Below are 22,450 nucleotides of genomic sequence, written 5' to 3'. Positions count from 1 at the left end.
CTTCCTTAAGCTACCGCGGTTACTGGCTCGAAAACTCTGCTTCCTCGATCAGTACGGGATAGGCGTAGCCCGCGCCGAAGTCGCGATCCAGGACCAGTATGCCGGTCACCGAGACCCGATCGCCCACCTCCGGCAACTCGCTGGAGGTAATGGTGATGTAATCACCTTCGTTGCCCGTGCCGTCAACGAAGTGAATGAAATTAACACCCATGATGTCCTCGTTGACCCGGCCGACGATCCCCTCCAGGCGCACTTCTTCACCCTCGAGTTCCGCCGGCGCCTGATTCAGTTGCTCGACCGTATGGACCTCACCCGCGGCCGCGACGCCCCCCCAAAGTACCGCCATCAGCAGCGCTGCCAGGATTCCTGTTTGCTTGTGCATTCGTTCAACTCCATCGCTTGCGTATTGCAGCCGCAGGGGCTACCCGAGCGAGCGATTCTGGCATAGAACCATCGATGCAGTGCCCGCCCCACCGGAAACTGTGCCACCATTCGCCACGCGCGGGACATCCGAATCTCGCCGCACTCACAATAAAATTGGGAGCATAACCATGCACAACAAGACTCGTCTCGGGGTCGCCCTTGCCGGCACCTTCACACTGCTGGCCGCGACCGGATCCGCCCATGCCAGTCCCTTTCACGGCTGGTACGTCGGCGGGCAGCTCGGCTGGGTCGGTTACGACATCGACTACCGCGAAGATGACGATGGCCGCATTTCGGGCATGAGTGCCTCCGGAGCGACCGGAGGCGTGATGACCGGTTGGGGGACAGTGCTGGACAATGGGCTCTATCTGGGCGTCGAGTTCGATGCGCAAACCGAAGATGCCGACCTGACGGTGCGGATTGATGATGCAGAGCTGGGTGTAGACAGCAAATACAGCTACGGCATCACCGGCCGCCTCGGGACCACGGTAAACGACAGCGTCCTGCTCTACGGGCTGGCTGGGTACCAGCGCGCGCGATTCGATTACCGCCTGACCGAAACGGAAGAGGACATGTCCCTCCGTTTCAAGGACAGCACCAATGGCGCCCGGATCGGCGTGGGCATCGAGTACCAACTGGACAGCCGGCTGTTTATGCGCGCCGAGTATTCCTACACCTTCTACGAGCGCGAGCGCTATCGGATCGAGGACGAAATGACGTTGCGCTTCGACTCCGATGCCCAGCGCTTCATGGTCGGCCTCGGCTACCGCTTCTAGGCAACTCGCCGCCCCGCCACCGTCTCCGGTGGCGGGTTCCTGGACGGACTGGTCAACGCTCCCTCCTGCCCCGTCAAACACGGCGAGCCCCCGCACCTCAACGTTTGTCGCTCCCCTGAAGGCAGGCATCCCGGCCACAAACATGCGACGATGTCGCCATGCACGACACGCCTCACTATCCGTTGCGCGGCCTGCTCAAGCGGCTGATCGATCCCTTTGCGGCAAGCCATGCCGGCCGAGTCTCGCTAAGTCCCGATGAATGGGAGACCCTGCGCCGTCAGGTGCCCTTCATCGCAACCCTGTCGCCCGAGGAGTCCGAACGCCTGAAGGGGCTGGTGGAAGAGATCCTGGGCACCCGGGAGTTCGTGGGCATCGAGTCGGAACCCACCCACGGGCAATGCCGCATGATTGCCGCCTACGCCGCGCTGCCGGTACTGGAGCTCGGACTCGCGCCCTACCGCGACTGGCGCACGCTGGTGCTGTATCCGGACACATTCGTGCCAGAACACGAATGGGTAGACGAGGACGGCATCGTGCATCAGGGGGCCATGCCGCAATCCGGCGAGGCCTGGGAGCGCGGGCCGGTGATCCTGTCCTGGGCCGATGTCATTCTCGATGGCGCCGTGGTGGTACATGAAATGACCCATGTACTGGATGCCGGCAACGGCGACGTGAATGGCTTTCCGCCACTGGAACGCGATCACTCCGCCGAAGACTGGACCCGCGACTTCACCTCCGCCTACGAGGCATTTGTCGAGGCCGTGGAGAACGATACCCCCGAAGACCAGCTACCGCTGGACCCCTACGCCGCGACCGCGCCGGAGGAGTTCCTGGCCGTGGCCGCGGAAGTGTTCTTCTTCGAACCTCGGAGGCTGCGCGAGACCCTTCCGGCGGTCTATGATCATCTGAGCCGATATTTTCGCCAGGAACCGCACCGTCGCGCGGCGACCATCGCCACGCAAGGGACCCATTTGCCACACGAGATCTCCGCATGAAGACTGTGTCACTCAGCCTTTCCCTGCTCGCCCTGCTGTGGTGGATCGTCCCCGGCAGTGCCCTTGCGGTCGATGATCTCGACAGCCGCTACGTGACGCTGGAACCCATCGTGGTCAACATGGAGGCGACGGACCGCGCCCGCTACCTTCAGGCCAAGATTCAGCTCGAGGCGGCCGAGATGGAGGATGCCCGCGAGATCCGCGGACATATCCCGGCCGTCCGCGATCGCATCATTCGCATCATGGGAGGCCGCTCCCCGGACAGCCTGCGTGGCAGCGAGGCCCGCGAAGATCTGCGCCATGAGGTACTGGAGGAACTCAACGAACTGCTCGAGGAACTGACTGGCGCCCCCCGCATCGAGGCCCTGTACTTCTCCGACTTTATCCGCCAGTAACGCACGCCTCCGTCCGGATAAAGAAGGCCCCGGCAGTCAGTTCTGCCGGGGCCCAAGCTGCCCGACGGAGGACCGGGCCGGAGTCCCGCCAGGGACCCAGTTAAATCAGTGAGGCCGATGCAGCAACGGCATCTCGCCGCGCTCGACCATGTGCCGGATCAGGGTCGCCCGACCGGGGGCCTCCTGCTCCAGCTCGGCGGCACATTGCGAGTCCTGGTGCGTGGCCTCGGCCAGCAGCACCTCCAGTTCGCGCAGGTCCACTTTCGGCTTCTGCAGGTCCTCCGGCTTCGGGTTTTCCACCATATGGGTCTCCCAGAACATGCGGGGGTGCCAGCAGTGCAATTGTGCGTCCGGGTGGTGAAAGAGTTCGACACAGCGACGATTGAGTTCCTGTGCATTCATTGCGAATGACTCCTCTTGCCGGTGCATTCACTCTACTTGTATAGACGCCTGAATACCTGAGTTCAAGACTCGGACATTAGACCTGACCCACAGAATGCCCGCGGGCCGACTCGAGCTCCTCCAGTGCCTCCATCCATTCCGCCTCGACGGCCTCCAGGCGCGTACGCAGCTCGCCCTGCTCGCGGGTAAGCTCCGCCAGACGGCCCGCGCTGTCTCCGGTGTACAGCGCGGGATCGGCCAGCTCGCCCTCGATCGTCTCTAGCCGCCGTTGTAATTCGCCACAAGCCTGCTCCGCCGCATCGGCCCGCTTCTGTATCGGGCGTAACGCCGCACGCGCCTGCGCGGCCTGCTGGCGGCGTTCCTTCTGCGAAAGCGGCGCTTCCGACGTATTCGACGCCGGCGGCGCGGAGGCAGCCGTCGTCTCCCGTTCGCGTTGCAGTTCGCGCGCGTAGTCGTCCAGATCGCCGTCGAACTCCGTCAGACAGCCGCCTTCGAGCCGCCAGAAACGGTCGCAGACGCGTGCCAGCAACTCACGGTCGTGGGCCACCACGACCAGCCCGCCAGCATAGTTCTCCAGCGCCTCCGCGAGGGCCTCGCGCATATCGAGGTCCAGGTGGTTGGTCGGCTCATCGAGCAACAACAATGCGGGTGCCTGCCAGATCAGCATACCCAGCACCAGGCGCACCCGTTCGCCGCCAGAGCACTGCCCGACGGGTGCATCCGCGCGCTCGCCGGGGAATCCCATACCACCCAGAAAATCACGCAGGCGCTGCTCGGGAGCAGCCGCATCCAGCCGCGTCATATGGGTCAGGGGCGAGGCCGCAAGATCCAGTTGCTCGCGCTGATGCTGGGCGAAATAACCCACCCGCAGGCTGGGGTCGACACGCCGCTCACCCGCCGTTGGCGCGAGCACGCCTGCCAGCAGGGACAACAGTGTCGATTTGCCGGCGCCGTTAGGTCCCAGGACACCAATACGATCTTCCGGGCGCAGCCGCAGGTCGGTCGCGTGCAGGCGGCAGGTCTCGCCGTTACAGACCTCGGCCGCCTCCAGCGCCAGCAGTGGATCGGGCAGGCGCTCCGGCGTCGGGATCTCCAGGTGGATCGGGCGCGCCGCGCGGATCACGGCCACTTCGTCCAGCCGCTCGAGGCGCTTCAGCCGGCTCTGAGCCTGACGCGCCTTGCTTGCCTTGGCGCGAAAACGGCGCACGAAATCCTCCAGGTGTGCACGCTCGGCGGCGACCTTCGCGGCCGCGGCCTCGCTTTGGGCCGCGACCTCCGCGCGTCGGGCCTCCGCCTGGGTGTACCCCCCGCTGTAGGTCTCGATCTGTCCGCGTTCGATATGCGCGATGTGCGTGACCACCCCATCAAGGAAGCGCCGGTCGTGGGCAATCACGATCACGGTACCGGGATAGCGCGCCAGCCAGCCCTCCAGCCAGAGTATGGCCTCCATGTCGAGGTGGTTGGTCGGTTCGTCCAGCAGCAGGAGGTCCGAGCGGGTCATCAGGGTCCGCCCCAGACCCAGGCGCATGCGCCAGCCGCCCGAAAAGTCGCTCATCGGGCGCTCGGCATCCTCCGGCGCAAAACCGAGGCCGGCCAGCAGGCGCCGCGCCCGCGCCTCGGCGGACCAGCCATCGATCGCGTCGATGGCCGCATACAGCCGCGCGTGCTCGGCACCATCCTCGACCGACTCCAGCCGCCGTTCCAGATCACGCAGCTCGGCATCGCCATCGAGTACATAGTCGACCGCACGGCGAGGGCTGCCCGGGACCTCCTGCGGGAGGTGGGCCACCACCCATTCCATCGGCACCTCGACACTACCGGCATCCACTGACAGTTCGCCCTGCAAGGCGGCCAGCAGCGACGATTTGCCGCAGCCGTTGGCACCGGTGAGTCCCACGCGCCAGCCGGCATGAACGGTCAGGTCGCTGCGCTGCAGCAGCACCTGCCGGCCACGCCGCAATTCAATATCGGAAAGTCGGATCATCGGAGCAGTTTAGGGAAACGCTTGCCAGTACACACGCGGGCGTACGTGATCAAAGGCCTGCCCCGAACCCATGTGTCAATTTATTGACACCTCTTGCCGGCCGGGGCGGCCCCCCCTTTGCCACCCCGGCAGACCGGCGCCGTTTTTACGTCACCAGGCCACAACCATAAACCACAAGATGCTGATAATTAATTACATTTTTTAAGTGGCACAAAAATCGCTTGACTCAGGCTCCAAGACTCAGGACACGGCGAGGCCGCCATGAATCGCGACGGAAACGCAGGGAATCTGCGCCTGGTATCGGGCAAGGGAAAATCCACCAAGCGCACCGAGGCACCCTTCGATGCACTGGCCTTCGTCCAGTCCCTGACCACTACGCTGGAGTTCGACACCGTCCTTCAGCGGTTGCACGAACAGCTTCACGCACTCGTGAAGCACTCGGGGTGGATCTTCTACACCGAGGGCGACGACCAGAGCTGGTCGGGCGGCGAGGATGACCGCCACCGTATCGAGTACGGCCTGAGCTACAACGGCGTCAACATGGGCTCGCTGATCCTGATGCGCGGGCGCCGCTTCAGCGACGCAGAGCAAGAACAGATCGAGGCATTGCTGGGTCTTGCCGCACCGTCCCTGCACAACGCCCACCGCTTCCGCCGGCTCATATCCAGCCTGGAGGCCGATGAACTCACGGGGCTGGGGAATCGCCGCGCCTTCGAGATCCAGGGTGCCAAGTGGTTGGCCGACTGCCGGCGCCAGGAGCGCCCCTTGTCCGTGCTGGCGATCGACCTGGATCACTTCAAGCGAATCAACGACGAATACGGCCATTCCGTGGGCGACGAGTTGTTGCGCCGCGTCGCCGATACGCTGCGCACCGCCACTCGGCAGTCCGATCTGCTCGTGCGCATGGGCGGAGAGGAGTTTCTGGCCGTTCTGCCGGGCGCCGATCTGGCATGCGCGATGGAATGCGCGGAGCGCATCCGCCTGGCAATTGGCAACATCCGCACCACCGCGACGGCCGACGATGCGTCGGCTCTGCAAAGCGAGGGCGCGGTCAAGGTCACAGCCAGCATCGGGGTCGCGAGCATTGGCCGCACGACGTCACTGCAGGCCCTCTACCAGAAGGCCGACGAGGCGCTTTACGGCGCCAAGCAATCCGGCCGCAACCGGGTCCTGGCCAGTCACTAGGCCGAACGTTTCATGAACGGTTTGGGCCTGAAGCTCGCCGCCCGGAACTTCAGGGGCTCTCACCGGGTTGAATGAAGTCCACACAGGTCAGCGCCGTCGCCAGCACCGCCTGGCGCAGGGCCTCGATTGCCTCCGGACGCGGGAAGCTGGTTCGCCAGGCCAGTGCCACCCGGCGACTGGGTACCGGCTCCTCGAACCGACGCACAGCCAGCAGGCGCTGGGCGTAGCGATCAGCCCCCACCGCAGTGCACGGCAGAATGGTCACCCCCATACCCGAAGCCACCATATGGCGAATGGTCTCCAGTGAAGACCCCTCCAGGTTACGCGGCGTACTGCCATCCGCGGTGACGGTCCGCTGACAGGCGGCACACCGCTCCAGCACCTGGTCACGGAAACAGTGCCCGGCGCCAAGCATCAGCAAGGTGGCATCCGCCATGTCTTCCAGGGTCAGCGTCTCCTTGTCCTGTAGCGGGTGGCCACCCGGAAGCACCGCAACGAAGGGTTCGTCGTACAACGGCAGCGAAACCACACCCGGCTCTTCGAATGGCAGCGAGATGATGATCGCGTCCAGTTCGCCATGCTTCAGACGCTCACGCAACTGCGCGGTATAGTTCTCTTCGATGACCAGCGGCATCCTGGGGGCCCGTTCGCGCAGCGCCGGAATCAGCTCGGGCAGCAGATAGGGGCCAATGGTGTAGATCGCCCCCAGGCGCAGAGGCCCCGTCAACTGGTCCTGACTCTGCACTGCCACCGCGCGCAGCTGTTCCACCTCGGTCAGCACCCGTCGGGCCTGGGCGACCACCTGCTCGCCAGCCGGGGTCACGCTGACCTCGCCACGACCGCGCTCGAACAGGGGGACGCCCAGTTCGTCCTCGAGTTTGCGAATGGCGACGGACAAAGATGGCTGACTGACATGACAGGCCTCGGCCGCACGGCCAAAATGACGCCGGTCGGCTACCGCAACGACATAGCGCAGCTCGCTCAGTGTCATCGTTCGGGAGTCCGATGCCCGACATTGTCATTGCCCTCGACGAGACGCCCATCATCGGGCAGGTCCAGGGTGACCTGGCGCAGGCGCCGCCCATCCAGCGAGATCTCGCCGACATGCCGGCTGGAACCGTCAATGGCAAATTCAAAGCGGTACTGCCGCCGCCAGGCCAGCCCTCCGGGCTGGCGCCGGATGGCCTGGCGCGTGCGCACCACGCTGCCATCCAGGAACTGCACACCAGCCTGTTCGCAACTACGCCGCGCGATCCGGCGGACCCGTTCGTGCGTGCGCCAGGAATCGTTCACGTAAAAGGCCACCAGAACCAGCGCGAGGATTATCAGCAAAGGCGTCATGGATCGGTATGATACCCACATTCCACTTTTCGCCGACGATTGGCCCAGACCCGACGCCCCATGTCCATTAGCGCCATTGCATTCAATCAACTTGCCGCCGAGCTTCGCACCATCGGCCAGAGCGAACTGCTACCGCGCTTCGAAGCCGGGATCGCTGTGGACTACAAGGCGGACGGCTCGGTGATCACCCAAGCCGACCACGCGGTCGATGCACGGCTGCGCAATCTGCTGGAGTGCGCGGTCACGGACGAGCCCGTGCTGAGCGAGGAACAATCCCGACAGGAGCAGACCCGCGTGCTCGAGCAGGCACCCGCCTTCTGGCTGGTCGATCCACTGGACGGCACCAGCAACTTTGCGGGCGGCATGCCCTTCTTCGCGATCTCCGTTGCCCGCATCGAGGGAGACCGGGTCACCCACGGCGCGACCTATGACCCAGTACGCGACGAGCTCTTTACCGCGCGCGAAGACGGGCCATTACTGCTGAACGAGGCGCCACCCCCGGCCGCCGACCGCGCTCCGGTCAGCCGCCTGGACAAGGCGATCGCGCTGGTCGACTACAAGCGCCTGGACCCCGCCCTGGCCAGTGCGATGGCCACGGACGCCCCGTACCGATCGCAACGCAACCTGGGTGCCTGCGCCCTGGAATGGGCGTGGCTGGCGACCGGACGGGCAGATGTGTATCTGCATGGAGGACAGGCACTGTGGGACAGTGCCGCCGGGAGCCTGATGCTGGCCCGCGCGGGCGGTACGATGAGCAACCTCGACGGTGCGTCGGCGTTTGACCGCTCCTTGGAAAAGCGCTCCGCCATTGCGGCCCGTTCAGCCGCGCTGTTCGATCAATGGCGGGAATGGCTGAACCCACGCCGCCAACCCTCCGTGGCTTCTGTTTCGTGAAATCCAGAAAACCCAGCAACGGGCGCCTGTCTGCGGGGGACTTCACCCCGCGTTATCTGCCCATTGCCTGGAAGATCGTCGCAGTCGTAGCCGTCCTCACCTTGCTTGGCATCGGCACCCTCTCGGTCGTGGTGCTGAACCAGGTCACCAACGTCCTCAATAACCAGGTCCGCGCGCAGGCCGAACTGACCCTGGCGCCGGTTGCCCGCACCTCGGCCGAGCTGATGCTGGCCGAGGACTACCTGACGCTGGAAACCCTGCTGAACTCCCTGGTCGAGGACGGCCGCGTCGAGTCCGTGACCGCCTACGCCATCGACCGCGGCGTCATCGCCTCGGCCGGCACCCCACCATCTCCCGGGGGCATCGGGGAAGGAGTCTGGCCACTGGCCGCCTCGGCAGAGCCCTACCAGCGCGAGGTGCGCTTTCAGGATGTCCAGGTCGGGTACATCGAGGCGCATATCGACACCACCCCGATGCAGGAGCTGATCCGCAACACCATCAACGCAGGGATTGCGACTGCCGTCGGTGTGTTTCTGCTCAGCCTGATCCTGGCAATCGACATCAGCAAGCGCCTGGTGCGTCCACTCGAACGCCTGGCACATGCCATGCGCGAACGCATCCGCCGCCCCGTGGATGAACACGGACGCCCCCTGCCGATGGTGCACGAGGACGAGATCGCCCAACTGACTGCCGCCTTCAATAACATGGCCCAGGATCTGCTGCGCAAGGACCAGGTCGAATCGGCTCTGCGCCGCTACGTCTCCGATGCGATCGCGCAGGACATCCTGGAAAACCTGGACCGGATCGAACTCGGCGGGCGTGCGGTCGAGGGCTCAGTGCTGTTCGCGGACATCAAGGGCTACACCTCGCTGTCGGAACGCTGCACACCCGAAGAACTCGGCCGCATGCTGAACGAATTCTTCGGTCCAATGGCGGAATGTATTGCCCGTCACGGTGGGACGGTAGACAAGTACATGGGCGACTGTACCATGGCGGTATTTGGCCTCGGTGGGGATGACAATCACCGCCAGACCGCCGCCCGAACCGGCCTCGCCCTGCTGGAAACGGTCGCGGCGATCAACGCCGAACGGCAAGGTCGGGGCGAGGAACGCGTCGAGTTTCGCATTGGCCTGAATGCGGGCGAGATGCTGGCCGGCAATATGGGCGCGCAAGACCGCATGCAGTTCACCGTGGTCGGCGACACCGTCAACGTGGCGGCTCGCCTGGTCACGGTCGCGCCTTCCGCCGGCATGGTGACCACAAATTGCTTTATGGAGCATGAGCAGGTGAAAGGGCATTTCGAGACCGAGCATTGGGGAATCCACGAACTGCACGGTGTCAGCGAACCTGTCGAGGTCGTTCGCGTCCTCGCGGTGGCGGACGCCGATTGATGGGTTTCCGGGTCTCGCGGCTTGATCTGCTGCTGGTGGCGCTCGCCCTGTTGTTTTTCCAGGGCTGTGCCGGCATGCAGCCCTTCATGACGGCGGAAGACCAGATCGAAACCGCTGTCGAAGAGGGCCACTACCAGCGAGCTCTGGAACTGCTCGACGAGTACGAACCTGAACCGGCCAACGAATGGGCCACCCGACGCGAAGAGATCGAAGTCCTGGCGCAAGAGGCGGCCGATCAGGCAATGAAGGATGCGCGCGCGGTTTCGGCCGAGGGCGCGGTCGCCGAGGCCCTCGGGATCCTGGAGGATGCCGACTCCCGCTTGCCCGAGAGCGAGGAGCGCACGCGCTTTATGGACCAGCTGGAGCGCCAGCGCCAGGTCGGACTGCGTACTCTGCAGCAACGCCACGACATACTCGAGGCCCGCAATCTGGTCGAACAATTGCGCCTGCTGGAAATCATGCGTCCCCTGGTGCAGGAGACCAACCAATTGCCTGCAGACCCGGACGCCCTGAACGAACGTGCGCCTACCCTGGCCGAGAATCTGGAACGCTATGCCGAGGACAGCGAAGGGCAGGAGCGTCTGGAGCTGTTGCGTCTGGCGCAGGACTTGTCCCCCGCGAGTGAACGTGCCACCCGCATCCGCGAACTCAACGAAGAGTTGCGCACACGCGAAGAAGACGAGGATCGCGAAAAAGAGGCCGAACGGCTGTCCGCGATCAATGCGCAACTGCGTCAGGCCCTAGAGGCGGGCGAGCTGCAGCGGGCCTCCCAGTGGTGCCGGAGCGGGGATCTGCAGCTGGACGAAGACGCCTCGGATCCCGACCAGGCCGCCCAGCGGGCGCGCATATCCTTGTGCGAAGAATGGCGCGCACAGCGCGATGCACGCGCGGAGCAACTGCTGGAGGAGGGGCGCCGCCAGTACACCGCCGGCCAGATCCAGGAGGCAGTCAACACCTGGGAGGAGGGGCTCGCGATGGCCCCCAACCACTCCGGTCTGGCTACAGCCCGGGAACGGGCCCTGCGCGTACTCGAACGCCTGGACACGCTGCGCATCCCCGAGGCCCCGATGCCGGTAGGCCCCGACGGGGCGCCGTTGCCCGAGTCCGATGCCGAGGATGCACCCGAGACGGACGCGGAAGACACTGAAGAATGATCCTGAGGAGGTCGCAGCCCTGAAGCGACCCCAACCGGACACCACTTGAGTCGCAAGCTTGCGATTCAAGTGGTGTCTCCCTAGGATTGCCGCGCTGCAGCCCGCGCGCCCAACCGGACCACCCGCTTGCGATGACCGCCTCCGTTCACGACCTGATCGCCGACGAACCCCACCGCATTCTGCAGCTCGGCGATACCGAGGTGGTCGTGCTCGGCACGGCCCACGTGTCCCGCGCCAGTGCCGACAAGGTGCGCGCACTGGTGGACACCGGCGAATTCGACGCGGTGGCGATCGAACTGTGCGAAAGCCGCCAGCGCGCGATGCTCGACCCGGACGCGGTCCGGCGCATGGACCTGTTCAGCGTGATGCGTCAGGGTCAGGCGCCGATGATCGCCGCAAGCCTCGCGCTGGGCGCCTATCAACAGCGCCTGGCCGAGCAGTACGGGATCGAACCGGGTGCCGAGATGCGTGCGGCCATGGACGTGGCACTGGATCGTGGCCTGCCGCTGGCGCTGATCGACCGCGACCTCGGCCTGACACTGCGGCGCACCTATCGCGCGGTGCCCTGGTGGCAACGCATGGGTCTGATCGGCGGCCTGTTCGGCTCGGTACTTTCGCGCGAGAAGATCGACGAATCGGAGATCGAACGGCTGAAGGAAGGCGACATGCTGGAGTCGACCTTCAGCGAGTTCGCCGAACAGTCGGAGGACCTCTACCGGACGCTGATCCACGAGCGCGACCAGTACATGGCGGCCCACCTGCGGCGCCTGGCCGAGTCCGGCAACCACCGCCGCATCCTCGCCGTGGTCGGTGCCGGGCACCTGTCCGGGATCGCGACCCAGGCGGGCGATGACCTGACGCCCCCCGATGCCATCCTCGATTCCCTCGACCAGCCACCGCCCAAGGCGCGCTGGCCGAAGATCCTGCCGTGGGTCATCGTCGCCGTCATCCTGACCGGCTTCGTGATCGGCTTCCTGCGCAATCCGGACATCGGCCTGCAGATGGTGATGGACTGGGTAATGATCAACGGCGGCCTCGCCGCCATCGGCGCAATCATCGCGCTGGCCCACCCGCTGACCGTGGTCACCGCGGCGCTGGCCGCACCGCTGACCTCGCTGAACCCGACCATCGGGGTCGGCTTCGTCGCCGCCGCGGCCGAGCTTTTCCTGCGCAAACCGCGTGTCGACGACTTTGCGCGCCTGCGCCAGGACACCACCACCCCGCGGGGCTGGTGGCGCAATCGGGTCTCGCGCGTACTGCTGGTCTTCCTGCTGACCACACTGGGCTCTGCCGCCGGCACCTATATCGGCGGTGCGCGCGTGTTCAGCCACCTGTTCGGCAGCTGACCCGCACCCTACTCCGGAATCCGCAGGACGAGCTTGCCGCTGCGCCCGGCGGCCTCGATGCGCCGATGCGCCTCCGCCGCCTCGGCCAGCGGCAGGCTGTCCTCCACATTCACCTGCAGGCGCCCGCTGGCGAGTCGCGCGAGCCCCTCGGCCACCAGCGTGGCCTGGTGCTTCAGGCGTCGCCGGTCGCCTTCCAGCATCGGCGTCAGCATCAGTTCCAGGCTGATGCTCGGGTTGCGCAGGCGCGCCGCGTTCCAGTCCACCTCGTCCGGCGGTGCCAGAAGCGTGATCAGATCGCCACCGTAGGCCACCTGCGCGAGTCCTTCGCGAAAGGCCGGCCCACCCACGGTATCCAGCACAATGTCGAAGCCGCGACCGTCCGTGTAGGCCCGGATCGATTCCTCCGAGTCGGACTGGGTCAGGTCGACCACGTCACCGCCGAGGCCGGTAACCAGGCGCTTGGCCTCCTCGCGCCGTACCAGCCCCAGGACCCGTGCTCCGGCAGTGCGCGCGATCTGTACGGCCATCTGCCCCACCCCACCCGCGGCGGCATGCACCAGCACGGCCTGGCCACGCTGCAGGTCGGCACGCTCGAACAATGCTTCCCAGGCGGTCAGCCAGGCCAGCGGCAAGGCGGCGGCCTGCAAGTCGGTTACCGCGGCCGGCACCGGTACGATGGCCGCCTCCGGGACCACTACCTGCTCGGCATAGGTACCCGGATCCGCTCCCACGCCACCAAAGCAGAACGCCACACGCTGTCCCGGGCGCACATGACGCACACCACTGGAACAGGACTCGACCACACCGACGCCGTCACAGCCGGGCGTGTTCCGCACGGCTCCCGGGACGAGCATGCCGCGCGCCCGGACCTTGGTATCGACGGGGTTCACGCCGGCCGCCAGGAGCCGAATCTTGACGTCGTCCGGCCCTTCAAGCTCGGGCTCGGGGACCTCTCTCATTTCCAGGACATCCGCCCCACCGGGCTCGTCGAAAACGATTGCTCGCATCGAGCGACTCCTCGTGTTTGAACATGCCTTGTGGATTTTGATACCGCTTCGGGAAGTCTTTCCAGAGACGCGCTAGAGGCCAATCCCGATGCCGATCCCGAAACGCACGCCCGACGACGGGCGCGGCGGCTCCGGGTCCGGCCACAGATGCACCGAGTAGGCATCCAGCAGCGGAAAGACATACGCGAGCTCGCCAATCGAGCCCTCCTCGGTCCCCGATACCGTACCCACCGCCGTGACACGCCGCCCCGGACGGTAATCGACCGGATCGGCAAAGCCATCGAGCTTGAGGCGAAAACGCCCCGTGTTGGCTTGCCGTGTCTGGGGCTCCTGGCGCTGCAACGGGTAGCTGACCACCTCGAGCACCGTGCTGTCCGCCCGATTGTCGACCCGCGCGATCACCCCGCCCCAGACCTGGTCCTCGGCAGGCAGGCTGTCGGCGGCCACACTGCGCGGGGGTACCGGGTCACCCACCGCGTCGGGGATCTCCAGCGGGCCCGAGGCACAGCCAGCCAGCAGCACCGGCGCAACAACCAGCACCAGCGCAGCCACTCGCGCGCGCCATGCGTTACCAGTACCAGGGATCATATCGCCAGGGGTCGTGACGCCAGTGGTAGGGATGGGGTCGCCAGTACGGGCCCATGTAGCCCGGCGGGCCCCACGGGTCGTAGTAGTACCGGTCGCGCGGCGGCGGACGCTTGGCCCACAGGTGTACCGTTTGTGCCTCGATGCGAACAAAGCGGTAGTCAAACTCGCCGATCGAGCCTTCCTCGACTCCGTCGATCCGTCCGCGAACGGTGACCTCGCGTCCCTCCTCGTAGACCTGGGGATCAAGGAAGTCATCGATGTAGGCGCGGAAACGCCCTTCCGACTGGTCGACTTCGCGCGGACGGGCCTCGCGACCGAGCGGGCGCGCTACAATCTCGAGCCGGGTGCCGTCCCGGGTGTTCTCGACCTGTGCGATGACGCCGCCCCAGACCACCGCCTGACCCTTGGCCGCCTCGGGATCGGCGAGGACCTCGGCACGACTCAGGGGCTCCTCCGGCAGCGGCTCAATCCCTTCGGGGATGCTCGCGCAGCCCACGAGCAGCCCACCGAGCAGCAACCCGGTCAGCAGAGAAAAATGGCGGCATGGATTCATGTCCATTAAGACCGTCCTCACCGCTGCAAGGTTCGTGTCACTCCGGGCCTGGCGCACAAAGCGCCTCGACATCCACGACCTCGTGCTGTGCCGCCTCCACGGCCTGCAACAAGTCGTCGGGTCCGAGACCGACCATCTCCCAGACCTTCGCATCAACCGGCGGGGCGTCGGCCCAGTCGCGAGAGTCGATCTCGGCCAGGTGGGCTCCCGTATTGGCGAGATGCACCAGCGTCACTTCCGTGCGGTATGCCTCCGGCGCTGAACGGGGATGATGGTGCCCGGCCACACAGGCAACCAGGCCATCCGGCAGTCCCCAATGGGCAGCCAGGGCCCCACCCAGTTCCGCATGGTCGAACCCGAGCTGCTCACGCTCGGCCCCCTGCGGGCTCAGGCCGTCCCCGATATCGAGGCTGGAGAGGAACGCACGATGCGCCGCCTCCGGCGACTGGGTGAACAGCAAGAGCTTGCCCAAATCGTGCAGCAGCCCGGCGAGAAACACGCTGCCGGACTGGCGGGGCAGGACCCGGTCGGCCAGGTGACGGGCGATTACCGCGCAATAGGCAGAATGCCGCCAGAACACCTCCAGTGGCAGACGCTCCTGGTCGGGAATATTGCCGGTCGCACGCGTGATGGCACCCGCGACGACCAGACGCTGCAGGGTATCCCGGCCGAGCAGATTTACCGCCCGTTCCACCGTATCCACGCTGCGCGACTGCGCGTAAACGGGGCTGTTGGCCAGGCGCAGGACCAGCGCCACCAGGCCAGGGTCACGCCCGAGGCTGCTGGCGATCTGCCCCGGTGTGCTGGCGTCATCTTCCAGCAGGCGCGCCACGTCGAACACGACCTGCGGCATTGCCAGGAGCTTGTCGGCCGACTGGACGCGTGTCTTGAGGCTTTCCGTTGCGTTCATCTCGGACATCCCGGTTCTCCATAACGGGGCCCTATGCCCCGTGGTATCTACTGTAGCCCCATGCCCCTCGCCAGGGAAACGAAGTGCGGGCAAATCACGACGGAACGAACCATAATCGGGTACTCGGGTCGTTAATTGTTGCTTGTCCCCCACAATGGAGGTTGTCCCATGGCGTTTCGACTGACCGCTGCACTACTGGCCTTTACCCTCCCCGGCCTGGCGCTGGCCGGCATTCAGACCGAAGAGGTCACATACGAACATGATGGCGAGGAAATGACCGGCTATCTCGCCTACCCCGACAGCGACGGACCCCACCCGGGTGTCCTGGTCGTCCATGAGTGGTGGGGTCACAACGAATATGCTCGCGATCGGGCGGAGCAACTGGCACGCGAGGGCTATGCCGCGTTCGCGCTGGACATGTACGGCAGCGGCAAGAAGGCCGACCATCCGTCTGAGGCGGGAGAGTTCGCCGGCCAGATTCGGGGTAACCGGGAACTCTTGCTGGGCCGTTTCACCGCCGCGCACGACTGGCTCAAGGAGCACGATGCCACGGCCGACCAGCCCCTGGCGGGAGTCGGCTATTGCTTTGGCGGAACCGTGGTTCTCGAAGCGGCACGCGCGGGGATGGATCTGGCGCTGGTGGCCAGCTTCCATGGCGCGCTGGCAACTGACCACCCGGCGGGGACGGGCGACGTCAAGGCAGAGGTCCTGGTCTTCAACGGCGCGGCCGACCCGATGGTACCGCCGGAACAGGTGGCCAACTTCCGCGAGGAGATGGACAACGCCGAAGCCACCTACACCTTCGTCGACTTCTCCGGTGTGGTGCACAGTTTTACCAACCCCGGGGCCGACGAGATCGCCGAGAAGTTCGACATGCCGGTGGGCTACGACGAGCGGGCCGACCGCGACTCCTGGAAGCACCTGCTAAGCGCCCTGGAGCGCATGTAATTCGAGTGCCAGGCTGCGTGAGTGTGGCAGGCGCGGCCCGCCACACTCGATTCATGCCCACGCACGGCCGGCGGCTCAATCAGAAGTTGCGGAAGAAGATCAGGGTCCCCAGACCTACCACGACGGCAACCATGACCAGGATAGCCAGCTTCAGCCAGCGCCAGCCGCGCGAACGCCCCGAACGACTGCGGCGCTTGCGCGATGAAGTCCTGGGAGCGGGTGCATCCGCCGCCAGGGTCGGGCCCGCCGCCAGCACCGCGTCATCGGCCCGAGCCACCAGGGGCTCGCGCTGTTCCATGCGCGTCGAGGGCACTTCACCTCCCTCCCCCGAAAGGGACGCGCTGGCATCCAGCGGGGCCGCCCCCTGCTCCAGTTCGCGGATCCGGCTCCGGAGGGCCTGGTTGCGCTCGCGCGCCTCGGCCAACTCCTGCTCACGCTGTGCCAGCCGTTCACCCAGGGCCGAGGTCGAGCCATCCTGTTCCGTGCAACGGGCCTCCAGATCGGCGCGCGCACGCTCGGCCGCGGCCGCACGTTCGCACTGCTGGTTGCGTTCCTGGCGCAGGCGGGCGGCCTCCTCCAACGCCTGGTCTCGCTCCTTTTGCACGGTCTCGCGCAGACGGTCGGCTTCCACCAGTTCGTGGTCAAGACGGATGTTCTCGTTCTCGAATTCGCGCAACCGAGCGCGCAATCCCTCCACCTCATCGGTCAGCTCTGCGGCATCCGAGACCTGCGCCGACTCGTCCGGGTCTTCGCCCACGATCATCTCGGTCGCCTGCAACTCCGCCAGCTGACGTTCGCTGTCTTCGGCCCGCTGCAGGGCAGCGGTCGCCTCGTCGCGGGCTTCACCCAGCGCCGCACGCAGGCGTTCAATCTCGTACTGGGCTTCGCGCTCGTCGGCCGATTGCTGGCGAAGCATCAGTTCGCGACGCAGCCGATCGAGTTCCTGGCGCAGTGCCTGGTCGCCACCGCCCTCGGGGGCACGCGGCAGCAGGTCATTGACCACGTCGCGCACACGGCCGGGCACGAACGGCTTGATCAATACGGCGTTGGCACCCAGCTCCAGCCATTCACGGCTGGCGGACTCGTCGCTTTCCTGGCCGGTGATAATGACAACCGGCAGATCGGCCGGGAGCCCTTCGACGCCATCACGGATGCGCAGCAACAGATCCTGTCCGTCCAGGCCCGGCATGGAGAGGTCCGTCAGCACCAGACCGACATCGGGGTTGCGCTGCAGGAGCGACCAGGCCTCTTCGCCATCCGCCGCTTCATAAACCACACGCTCGCCCTGCAGGATGCGCTGCAGGGCAATCCGGATCACCTTGGAGTCATCCACCACCAGGATCGCGGTGCGGATCGCTGGCGATTGCTGTTCAGTCATCAAAGTCCCCCGGGGCCCGTCGCGGCTATACATCCCTGCACGGGCAGACTCGAGCCCCCTTGGGAAGGTTACGCATGCGTCCGCCCCGGCGCCAGCACACCACGAGCCCCAGCGCGAACCAGGTCACGTTTTTGCGCACCGACTCAGACGGGCTTCGACTTCCACTGAACCGCATACAGATCCCGCCGACGATCGCGCAGGTTGCGCACCGACCCGTGGTTGCGCAGCTCCTTGAGGTTATCGAGGTCGAGATCGACGATCAGGGTCATCTCGGTATTCGGCGTCGCCTCGGCGGCTACTGCATCGTGCGGGAACGCAAAGTCGGACGGTGTGAACACCGCCGCCTGTGAGTACTGCATGTCCATGTTCTCGACTTTGGGAAGGTTGCCGACGGAACCCGACATGACGACATAGCACTCGTTCTCGATCGCGCGCGCCTGTGCACAGCGGCGCACCCGCAGGTAGGCATTCTTGGTATCGGTCCAGAACGGCACGAACAGGATCTGCAGCCCCTTCTCGGCCATTACCCTGGGCAGCTCCGGGAACTCCACGTCGTAGCAGATCAGGATGCCGATCTTGCCGAAGTCGGTGTCGAATACGTGCACCTCGTCGCCCCCCTGCAGCCCCCAGTAGGCCACCTCGTCGGGGGTGACATGGACCTTGTACTGCCGGTCCCAGGTCCCGTCCCGACGACACAGGTAGGAGACATTGCGCAGGACCTCGTCGCTGTACTCGGGCATCGAGCCGGCGACGATGTTGATGTTGTAGGCGAGCGCCAGGCGCACCATCTCCTCGCGGATCTGCTCGGTGTACTCGGCCAGGTGCCGCACGGCCTCGGCCGGATACTCCTGGTTGAACGCGCCCATCAGCGGACCATTGAAGAACTCCGGGAACAGCACGCAGTCAGAGCGGTAGCCGGAGACGGCATCCACGAAGTACTCGACTTGCTGAAACAGCGAGTCGAGGTCCGGTGTCGGGCGCATCTGCCACTGGACCACGCCGATGCGCACGTCCGAACGGCTGCCCCCGATCAGCTTTTCCTTTTCCTCGTAGTAGATGTTCAGCCACTCGATCAGCGTCGCGTAGGCGCCCGATTTCTCGTCGTCCGGGAGGTAGTTGGTGATGATCTTGCGAACGTGGAAATCGTTGGCCAGCTGGAAGGTCAGGATCGGATCGGTGATCTCGTGATTCTTGACCTTCTCCACGTACTGCTGCGGGGTCAGCTCGTCCCGGTGCTGCTCGTAGCCCGGGATGCGCCCACCGGCCACGATCGCGCGCAGATTGAGCTTCTGACACAGCTCTTTACGCGCGTCATACAAACGACGGCCAAGACGCAGACCGCGATAGTCGGGGTGAACGAAGATATCGACGCCGTACAGGGTGTCGCCGTCCGGGTCGTGGGTTGTCAGAAACCCGTTTCCGGTGATCTGCCAGTAGCTGTGCTGATCGCCAAAACGCTTGTACTCGACGATCAGGCTGATCGCCGCCGCGACCACCTTGCCCTTGTCCTCGATGCAGATCTGCCCTTCGGGGAAACGGGAGATCTGCGAACGAAACTGGGCCTCGCTCCAGGCACCGTCGAGGTCGTGGTAGACCCGCTCCATGATCTCGCGGATGTCGTCGTAGTCCTCCATCCGCGTCGGACGCAGTGTCAGGCGATGCGGGGCGTTGGGGTCGGCGTCTTGCTGATTGCTCACGCGTTCGGTGCTCCGTCGTGGTGGGGGCTACCCGCCGACCGATTCAGAAGATCCAGGCCAGCAGCAGCCAGAAAAAGACAAAAAACAGAAAAAAGCCGGGGATCATGAACTGCAGCTCGCCAATGACGCCCTCGCCGGCCGCCAGTGCGAACACCAGCATGATCAACACCGAGACGATCGCAGCCACCAGGGCCGCCATCTGCAGGCCCATGCCATCATCGAAGGTGTTCGCAACCCACTCGGACAACCCAGGCAGGGTGACGGCCGCGCCCAGAACAATCAACGCCACCAGCAATGCAGCCAGCGCCGAAGTCCCGAACAGGATTCGCAGCGCCAGAAGGCTGTCGCGGCGATCGCCGGAACTCACGCGGCCGCCTCGCGACGATCGCGCACATAGTCGCGCACGCGGTGCGGGTCCGGGATACCGCTAACGCGGAACTCCGGGTTGTCGCCGGTGGTGTACACCGCAATCTCGCCGACCCGGAAGATCCGATTCCAGAAGCTCTGGTCGACCTTCACGGTCCGGATCTGGCCGATATCCAGGTCCACATGGGATTTGCTGAGCAGCCCTTCTTCCAGATGCACCTGGTCGGCGTCGATGCGCAGACGCACCGACCGCGTCTGCAGATACCACCACAGCAGAATCAAGAGCCCAAGACCAAAGGCCGCGATCAGCAAAACACTGAAGAGGAAACCAAACGGGTGATTGCGAAACATCGCCGGATGGGCGTCGATCGCGGGGGCACGACTGGTCATGGGACCTCCGGTTCGCGGACAGGTACCGACAGTGTGCCAGATGGAGTGCCCGACGCGGATATCGCCAGAAAATGCGGCCGCGTCAACCGATAAACGCGGCGTTGGGATCAGGCCGGGCGGCTCATGTTCTTGCCGTAGAAGATCTCCATCATCTCGTGCTTGAGCAGCTTGGCGATGCGCTTGGCCTCCTTGGCCGAGTAGTCATCCTTGCCCAGACCGAACAGGTAGGTATCCAGATCGAAATCCTTGAGCACCATCTTCGTGTGGAACAGGTATTCCTGGTACACGTTCACGTCCACCATCTGATACTTCTCCTTGGTATCACGCGAGAGGAAGTCCTGGATGGAGTTGATCTTGTGGTCGATGAAGTGCTTCTTGCCGCGCACATCGCGCGTAAAGCCGCGCACGCGATAGTCCATGATCACGATGTCCGACTCGAAGCTGTGGATCAGGTAGTTCAGGGCCCGCAGCGGCGAGATGCGCCCGCAGGTGGAGACATCGATATCCGCGCGGAAGGTGGCAATCCCGCCCTCAGGATGCGCTTCCGGATAGGTATGAACCGTGATATGGCTCTTGTCGAGGTGCCCGACAACGGTCTCCGGTAGAGGGCCCGGACCTTCGGTGTACCCAATCATCTCGGTCGCCACCGGCTCCTCGGAGATCAGCATCGTCACCGAGGCGCCCTGCGGGTCGTAGTCCTGGCGCGAGATATCCAGGATGTTGGCCCCGATCAGGTGAGCGACGTCCGTCAGGATCTGCGTCAAGCGCTGGGCGTTGTAGGCATCGTCGATATACGCAATGTACTCGTCCCGATGGCGTTCGCCGGAGGCGTAGCAGATATCGTAGATGTTGAAGCTCAGGCTCTTGGTCAGGTTATTGAACCCGTGGAGCTTGATCTGCTTCTTGTGACGGGGCATGGCGTTTCCTCTTGCCCGGTGCGCAGGGAACGGCGGATTGTAGACGTACCGGCTCGTCAGGGAAACACGCCGCGCCTGCTGGCGGAAATTTCCGCTGCCGACGCGGGTGACTCAGCGCGGTGCCGGCCCCTCGACAATCTCGAAATCGTGGGTGACCCTGGCCGCCGCACCAAGCATCAGCGAGGCCGAACAGTACTTCTCTGCGGACAACTCCACCGCGCGACCCACCTGCTTCTCCGACAAGCCATGGCCATACACCCGAAAGTGGACATGGATATCAGTAAACACCTTGGGCACCGTCTCAGCCCGTGTACCGTCCACGGTAACCTCGCAGTCGAGGACCTCCTGACGCCCTTTCTTGAGCATCGCCACGACATCGAAACTGGTGCATCCACCCAAGCCCAGCAGCAGCATCTCCATCGGACGAGCTCCCAGGTTGCGACCGCCGGCGTCCGGAGGACCATCCATCACGATCGCGTGACCGCTGCCGGTTTCGCCGACAAACGCCACCTGCTCCAGCCACTTCACCCTGACCTGCATGCGCGTCTCCTTTTGCCCACAATTCGGCCCCTTTTGGAAGGCCTTGTGTGGCCTATACTCAACAAAAAATGCATGAACTTTGAGATTCAAAGCACAAAATCAAATCCTGCTCGACGGATTTTGTGACTCGATCCCGACACACGGGTCCCGCTCGCGGAGGGCTGAATTACACTGAAAACCGTCCTCAACAAGCGAGACGTGAGAAGCCATGGATGCCATGACTATGAATAACCCGTTCGTCTATCGCCCGGCACAGCCGTCGCCGGCACTGGAGCGCTTCCTCGGTTACTGCCACCGTCGGCACTATCGCAAGCGTACGACGATCATTCACTCCGGCACGGTACCGGACACGTTGTACTACGTCGTCAACGGTTCTGTTTCTGTGTTGGGCGAAAACAACGGTCACGAACTCGTACTGGCCTACCTGAACAAGGGCGAGTTCTTTGGCGAGCTCGGCATGTTCGAGGATGACCCTCGTTCGGCCACGGTCGTCACCCGCGAGGATACGGAGACCGCCGAGATCCCCTACACCCAGTTCCGCGAGATCGTGCAGCGCGACCCGGAGATCCTGATGCTGCTGACCAGCCAGATCGCCACCCGCCTGCGTCAGACCTCGCGCAAGGTGATGGACTTGGCCTTTGTCGACGTTACCGGCCGCATTGCCCACACCCTGCTGGATCTGGCGCGCCAACCCGACGCCATGACCCACCCGGACGGCATGCAGCTGCGCATCACCCGCCAGGAGATCGCGCGCATCGTCGGCTGCTCGCGCGAGATGGCCGGGCGCGTACTGAAGGACCTGGAAGAACGTGGGCTGATTACCGCCCACGGCAAGACCATCGTGGTATTCGGCACCCGCTGACGGCATCC

25 protein-coding genes are annotated in these 22,450 nt (G+C 64.8%); 10 read left to right on the top strand and 15 right to left on the bottom strand.

Features of this window, described 5'->3' with window-relative positions; translation table 11 throughout:
- Positions 1-19 precede the first annotated feature (19 nt).
- Positions 20-382 carry a hypothetical protein gene (locus C935_RS0111675; RefSeq protein ID WP_018862678.1) on the bottom strand — a complete coding sequence of 121 codons (363 nt, stop codon included), beginning with the start codon at positions 380-382 and terminating at the stop codon, positions 20-22.
- Between the two features lie 169 nt (positions 383-551).
- Between C935_RS0111675 and C935_RS0111670 the strand changes: the two genes are divergently transcribed.
- The 3 genes from C935_RS0111670 to fliL all read left to right on the top strand — a co-directional run bounded on the left by C935_RS0111670 (position 552) and on the right by fliL (position 2,589).
- Positions 552-1,199: an outer membrane protein gene (locus C935_RS0111670; RefSeq protein WP_018862677.1), complete on the top strand. Its 648-nt coding sequence runs from the start codon at positions 552-554 to the stop codon at positions 1,197-1,199.
- 158 nt (positions 1,200-1,357) lie between these two features.
- Positions 1,358-2,194: a zinc-dependent peptidase gene (locus C935_RS0111665; RefSeq protein ID WP_018862676.1), complete on the top strand. Its 837-nt coding sequence runs from the start codon at positions 1,358-1,360 to the stop codon at positions 2,192-2,194.
- Positions 2,191-2,589, top strand: coding sequence for a flagellar basal body-associated protein FliL (fliL, locus tag C935_RS0111660; RefSeq protein ID WP_018862675.1), 399 nt, complete (start codon positions 2,191-2,193; stop codon positions 2,587-2,589). Before C935_RS0111665 ends, fliL begins: the two co-directional genes overlap by 4 nt.
- Positions 2,590-2,694: 105 nt before the next feature.
- On the opposite strand, the gene C935_RS0111655 is transcribed toward fliL, so the two are convergent.
- Positions 2,695-2,991, bottom strand: coding sequence for a hypothetical protein (locus C935_RS0111655; protein ID WP_018862674.1), 297 nt, complete (start codon positions 2,989-2,991; stop codon positions 2,695-2,697).
- A gap of 76 nt (positions 2,992-3,067) precedes the next feature.
- On the bottom strand, positions 3,068-4,975 hold the full coding sequence (locus C935_RS0111650; protein ID WP_018862673.1) for an ABC-F family ATP-binding cassette domain-containing protein: 1,908 nt from the start codon (positions 4,973-4,975) through the stop codon (positions 3,068-3,070).
- Between the two features lie 261 nt (positions 4,976-5,236).
- On the opposite strand from C935_RS0111650, the gene C935_RS0111645 reads away from it, so the two are divergent.
- Complete coding sequence (locus C935_RS0111645; protein WP_018862672.1) at positions 5,237-6,160, top strand: GGDEF domain-containing protein; 924 nt, start codon at positions 5,237-5,239, stop codon at positions 6,158-6,160.
- Positions 6,161-6,209: 49 nt separating this feature from the next.
- Here the strand turns inward: C935_RS0111645 and C935_RS0111640 are convergent, their stop codons facing one another.
- The gene (locus C935_RS0111640; RefSeq protein ID WP_018862671.1) at positions 6,210-7,151 is read right to left on the bottom strand and encodes a hydrogen peroxide-inducible genes activator; all 942 of its coding nucleotides are present in this window, start codon (positions 7,149-7,151) and stop codon (positions 6,210-6,212) included.
- Positions 7,148-7,501: a DUF3301 domain-containing protein gene (locus tag C935_RS0111635; protein ID WP_019572126.1), complete on the bottom strand. Its 354-nt coding sequence runs from the start codon at positions 7,499-7,501 to the stop codon at positions 7,148-7,150. The genes C935_RS0111640 and C935_RS0111635 overlap by 4 nt, the downstream gene beginning before the upstream one ends.
- 60 nt (positions 7,502-7,561) lie before the next feature.
- Here C935_RS0111635 and C935_RS0111630 point away from each other — a divergent pair, with 60 nt between their 5' ends.
- The 4 genes from C935_RS0111630 to C935_RS0111615 all read left to right on the top strand — a co-directional run bounded on the left by C935_RS0111630 (position 7,562) and on the right by C935_RS0111615 (position 12,286).
- Positions 7,562-8,395 carry an inositol monophosphatase family protein gene (locus tag C935_RS0111630; RefSeq protein ID WP_018862669.1) on the top strand — a complete coding sequence of 278 codons (834 nt, stop codon included), beginning with the start codon at positions 7,562-7,564 and terminating at the stop codon, positions 8,393-8,395.
- A gap of 26 nt (positions 8,396-8,421) precedes the next feature.
- The gene (locus tag C935_RS0111625) at positions 8,422-9,786 is read left to right on the top strand and encodes an adenylate/guanylate cyclase domain-containing protein (protein ID WP_026278781.1); all 1,365 of its coding nucleotides are present in this window, start codon (positions 8,422-8,424) and stop codon (positions 9,784-9,786) included.
- Complete coding sequence (locus tag C935_RS0111620) at positions 9,786-10,940, top strand: hypothetical protein (RefSeq protein ID WP_018862667.1); 1,155 nt, start codon at positions 9,786-9,788, stop codon at positions 10,938-10,940. The genes C935_RS0111625 and C935_RS0111620 overlap by 1 nt, the downstream gene beginning before the upstream one ends.
- 131 nt (positions 10,941-11,071) lie before the next feature.
- Complete coding sequence (locus C935_RS0111615; protein ID WP_018862666.1) at positions 11,072-12,286, top strand: TraB/GumN family protein; 1,215 nt, start codon at positions 11,072-11,074, stop codon at positions 12,284-12,286.
- An 8-nt stretch (positions 12,287-12,294) separates the two neighbouring features.
- Here C935_RS0111615 and C935_RS0111610 read toward each other — a convergent pair whose 3' ends face one another.
- From C935_RS0111610 to C935_RS0111595, 4 genes are all read right to left on the bottom strand, one after another.
- Complete coding sequence (locus tag C935_RS0111610; protein WP_018862665.1) at positions 12,295-13,293, bottom strand: zinc-binding dehydrogenase; 999 nt, start codon at positions 13,291-13,293, stop codon at positions 12,295-12,297.
- 72 nt (positions 13,294-13,365) lie between these two features.
- Entirely contained in the window at positions 13,366-13,881 is a 516-nt protein-coding gene (locus C935_RS0111605; protein ID WP_081616607.1) for a Slp family lipoprotein, read from the bottom strand.
- Complete coding sequence (locus C935_RS0111600; RefSeq protein ID WP_026278779.1) at positions 13,862-14,434, bottom strand: Slp family lipoprotein; 573 nt, start codon at positions 14,432-14,434, stop codon at positions 13,862-13,864. Before C935_RS0111600 ends, C935_RS0111605 begins: the two co-directional genes overlap by 20 nt.
- A gap of 37 nt (positions 14,435-14,471) precedes the next feature.
- Positions 14,472-15,353, bottom strand: coding sequence for an HDOD domain-containing protein (locus C935_RS0111595; protein WP_018862662.1), 882 nt, complete (start codon positions 15,351-15,353; stop codon positions 14,472-14,474).
- 159 nt (positions 15,354-15,512) lie between these two features.
- Here C935_RS0111595 and C935_RS0111590 point away from each other — a divergent pair, with 159 nt between their 5' ends.
- On the top strand, positions 15,513-16,292 hold the full coding sequence (locus C935_RS0111590) for a dienelactone hydrolase family protein (protein WP_018862661.1): 780 nt from the start codon (positions 15,513-15,515) through the stop codon (positions 16,290-16,292).
- Positions 16,293-16,371: 79 nt separating this feature from the next.
- Here the strand turns inward: C935_RS0111590 and C935_RS0111585 are convergent, their stop codons facing one another.
- The 6 genes from C935_RS0111585 to C935_RS0111560 all read right to left on the bottom strand — a co-directional run bounded on the left by C935_RS0111585 (position 16,372) and on the right by C935_RS0111560 (position 21,580).
- Positions 16,372-17,670: a response regulator gene (locus tag C935_RS0111585; protein WP_018862660.1), complete on the bottom strand. Its 1,299-nt coding sequence runs from the start codon at positions 17,668-17,670 to the stop codon at positions 16,372-16,374.
- A 143-nt stretch (positions 17,671-17,813) separates the two neighbouring features.
- On the bottom strand, positions 17,814-19,367 hold the full coding sequence (locus C935_RS0111580; RefSeq protein ID WP_018862659.1) for a bifunctional GNAT family N-acetyltransferase/carbon-nitrogen hydrolase family protein: 1,554 nt from the start codon (positions 19,365-19,367) through the stop codon (positions 17,814-17,816).
- A gap of 43 nt (positions 19,368-19,410) precedes the next feature.
- The gene (locus C935_RS0111575; protein WP_018862658.1) at positions 19,411-19,734 is read right to left on the bottom strand and encodes a hypothetical protein; all 324 of its coding nucleotides are present in this window, start codon (positions 19,732-19,734) and stop codon (positions 19,411-19,413) included.
- The gene (locus tag C935_RS0111570) at positions 19,731-20,123 is read right to left on the bottom strand and encodes a PH domain-containing protein (RefSeq protein ID WP_018862657.1); all 393 of its coding nucleotides are present in this window, start codon (positions 20,121-20,123) and stop codon (positions 19,731-19,733) included. Before C935_RS0111570 ends, C935_RS0111575 begins: the two co-directional genes overlap by 4 nt.
- Positions 20,124-20,230: 107 nt before the next feature.
- On the bottom strand, positions 20,231-21,040 hold the full coding sequence (gene speD, locus C935_RS0111565; protein WP_018862656.1) for an adenosylmethionine decarboxylase: 810 nt from the start codon (positions 21,038-21,040) through the stop codon (positions 20,231-20,233).
- Positions 21,041-21,151: 111 nt separating this feature from the next.
- Complete coding sequence (locus C935_RS0111560) at positions 21,152-21,580, bottom strand: OsmC family protein (RefSeq protein ID WP_018862655.1); 429 nt, start codon at positions 21,578-21,580, stop codon at positions 21,152-21,154.
- Positions 21,581-21,803: 223 nt separating this feature from the next.
- Here C935_RS0111560 and crp point away from each other — a divergent pair, with 223 nt between their 5' ends.
- Positions 21,804-22,442: a cAMP-activated global transcriptional regulator CRP gene (crp, locus tag C935_RS0111555; RefSeq protein WP_018862654.1), complete on the top strand. Its 639-nt coding sequence runs from the start codon at positions 21,804-21,806 to the stop codon at positions 22,440-22,442.
- Positions 22,443-22,450 lie beyond the last annotated feature (8 nt).

The organism is Thioalkalivibrio sp. ALJ3, from assembly GCF_000377205.1.
Taxonomy (GTDB): domain Bacteria; phylum Pseudomonadota; class Gammaproteobacteria; order Ectothiorhodospirales; family Ectothiorhodospiraceae; genus Thioalkalivibrio.
The sequence above is the reverse complement of the archived record's forward strand: the minus strand, read 5'-3'. Positions and strand labels throughout refer to the sequence as shown.

Excerpts from the sequence above, each read along its gene's own strand:
- C935_RS0111675 (WP_018862678.1), bottom strand. The coding sequence starts at position 382 with ATGCACAAGCAAACAGGAATCCTGGCAGCGCTGCTGATGGCGGTACTT.
- C935_RS0111670 (WP_018862677.1), top strand. The coding sequence starts at position 552 with ATGCACAACAAGACTCGTCTCGGGGTCGCCCTTGCCGGCACCTTCACA.
- C935_RS0111665 (WP_018862676.1), top strand. The coding sequence starts at position 1,358 with ATGCACGACACGCCTCACTATCCGTTGCGCGGCCTGCTCAAGCGGCTG.
- fliL (WP_018862675.1), top strand. The coding sequence starts at position 2,191 with ATGAAGACTGTGTCACTCAGCCTTTCCCTGCTCGCCCTGCTGTGGTGG.
- C935_RS0111655 (WP_018862674.1), bottom strand. The coding sequence starts at position 2,991 with ATGAATGCACAGGAACTCAATCGTCGCTGTGTCGAACTCTTTCACCAC.
- C935_RS0111650 (WP_018862673.1), bottom strand. The coding sequence starts at position 4,975 with ATGATCCGACTTTCCGATATTGAATTGCGGCGTGGCCGGCAGGTGCTG.
- C935_RS0111645 (WP_018862672.1), top strand. The coding sequence starts at position 5,237 with ATGAATCGCGACGGAAACGCAGGGAATCTGCGCCTGGTATCGGGCAAG.
- C935_RS0111640 (WP_018862671.1), bottom strand. The coding sequence starts at position 7,151 with ATGACACTGAGCGAGCTGCGCTATGTCGTTGCGGTAGCCGACCGGCGT.
- C935_RS0111635 (WP_019572126.1), bottom strand. The coding sequence starts at position 7,501 with ATGACGCCTTTGCTGATAATCCTCGCGCTGGTTCTGGTGGCCTTTTAC.
- C935_RS0111630 (WP_018862669.1), top strand. The coding sequence starts at position 7,562 with ATGTCCATTAGCGCCATTGCATTCAATCAACTTGCCGCCGAGCTTCGC.
- C935_RS0111620 (WP_018862667.1), top strand. The coding sequence starts at position 9,786 with ATGGGTTTCCGGGTCTCGCGGCTTGATCTGCTGCTGGTGGCGCTCGCC.
- C935_RS0111615 (WP_018862666.1), top strand. The coding sequence starts at position 11,072 with ATGACCGCCTCCGTTCACGACCTGATCGCCGACGAACCCCACCGCATT.
- C935_RS0111610 (WP_018862665.1), bottom strand. The coding sequence starts at position 13,293 with ATGCGAGCAATCGTTTTCGACGAGCCCGGTGGGGCGGATGTCCTGGAA.
- C935_RS0111605 (WP_081616607.1), bottom strand. The coding sequence starts at position 13,881 with ATGATCCCTGGTACTGGTAACGCATGGCGCGCGCGAGTGGCTGCGCTG.
- C935_RS0111600 (WP_026278779.1), bottom strand. The coding sequence starts at position 14,434 with ATGAATCCATGCCGCCATTTTTCTCTGCTGACCGGGTTGCTGCTCGGT.
- C935_RS0111595 (WP_018862662.1), bottom strand. The coding sequence starts at position 15,353 with ATGTCCGAGATGAACGCAACGGAAAGCCTCAAGACACGCGTCCAGTCG.
- C935_RS0111590 (WP_018862661.1), top strand. The coding sequence starts at position 15,513 with ATGGCGTTTCGACTGACCGCTGCACTACTGGCCTTTACCCTCCCCGGC.
- C935_RS0111585 (WP_018862660.1), bottom strand. The coding sequence starts at position 17,670 with ATGACTGAACAGCAATCGCCAGCGATCCGCACCGCGATCCTGGTGGTG.
- C935_RS0111570 (WP_018862657.1), bottom strand. The coding sequence starts at position 20,123 with ATGACCAGTCGTGCCCCCGCGATCGACGCCCATCCGGCGATGTTTCGC.
- speD (WP_018862656.1), bottom strand. The coding sequence starts at position 21,040 with ATGCCCCGTCACAAGAAGCAGATCAAGCTCCACGGGTTCAATAACCTG.
- C935_RS0111560 (WP_018862655.1), bottom strand. The coding sequence starts at position 21,580 with ATGCAGGTCAGGGTGAAGTGGCTGGAGCAGGTGGCGTTTGTCGGCGAA.
- crp (WP_018862654.1), top strand. The coding sequence starts at position 21,804 with ATGAATAACCCGTTCGTCTATCGCCCGGCACAGCCGTCGCCGGCACTG.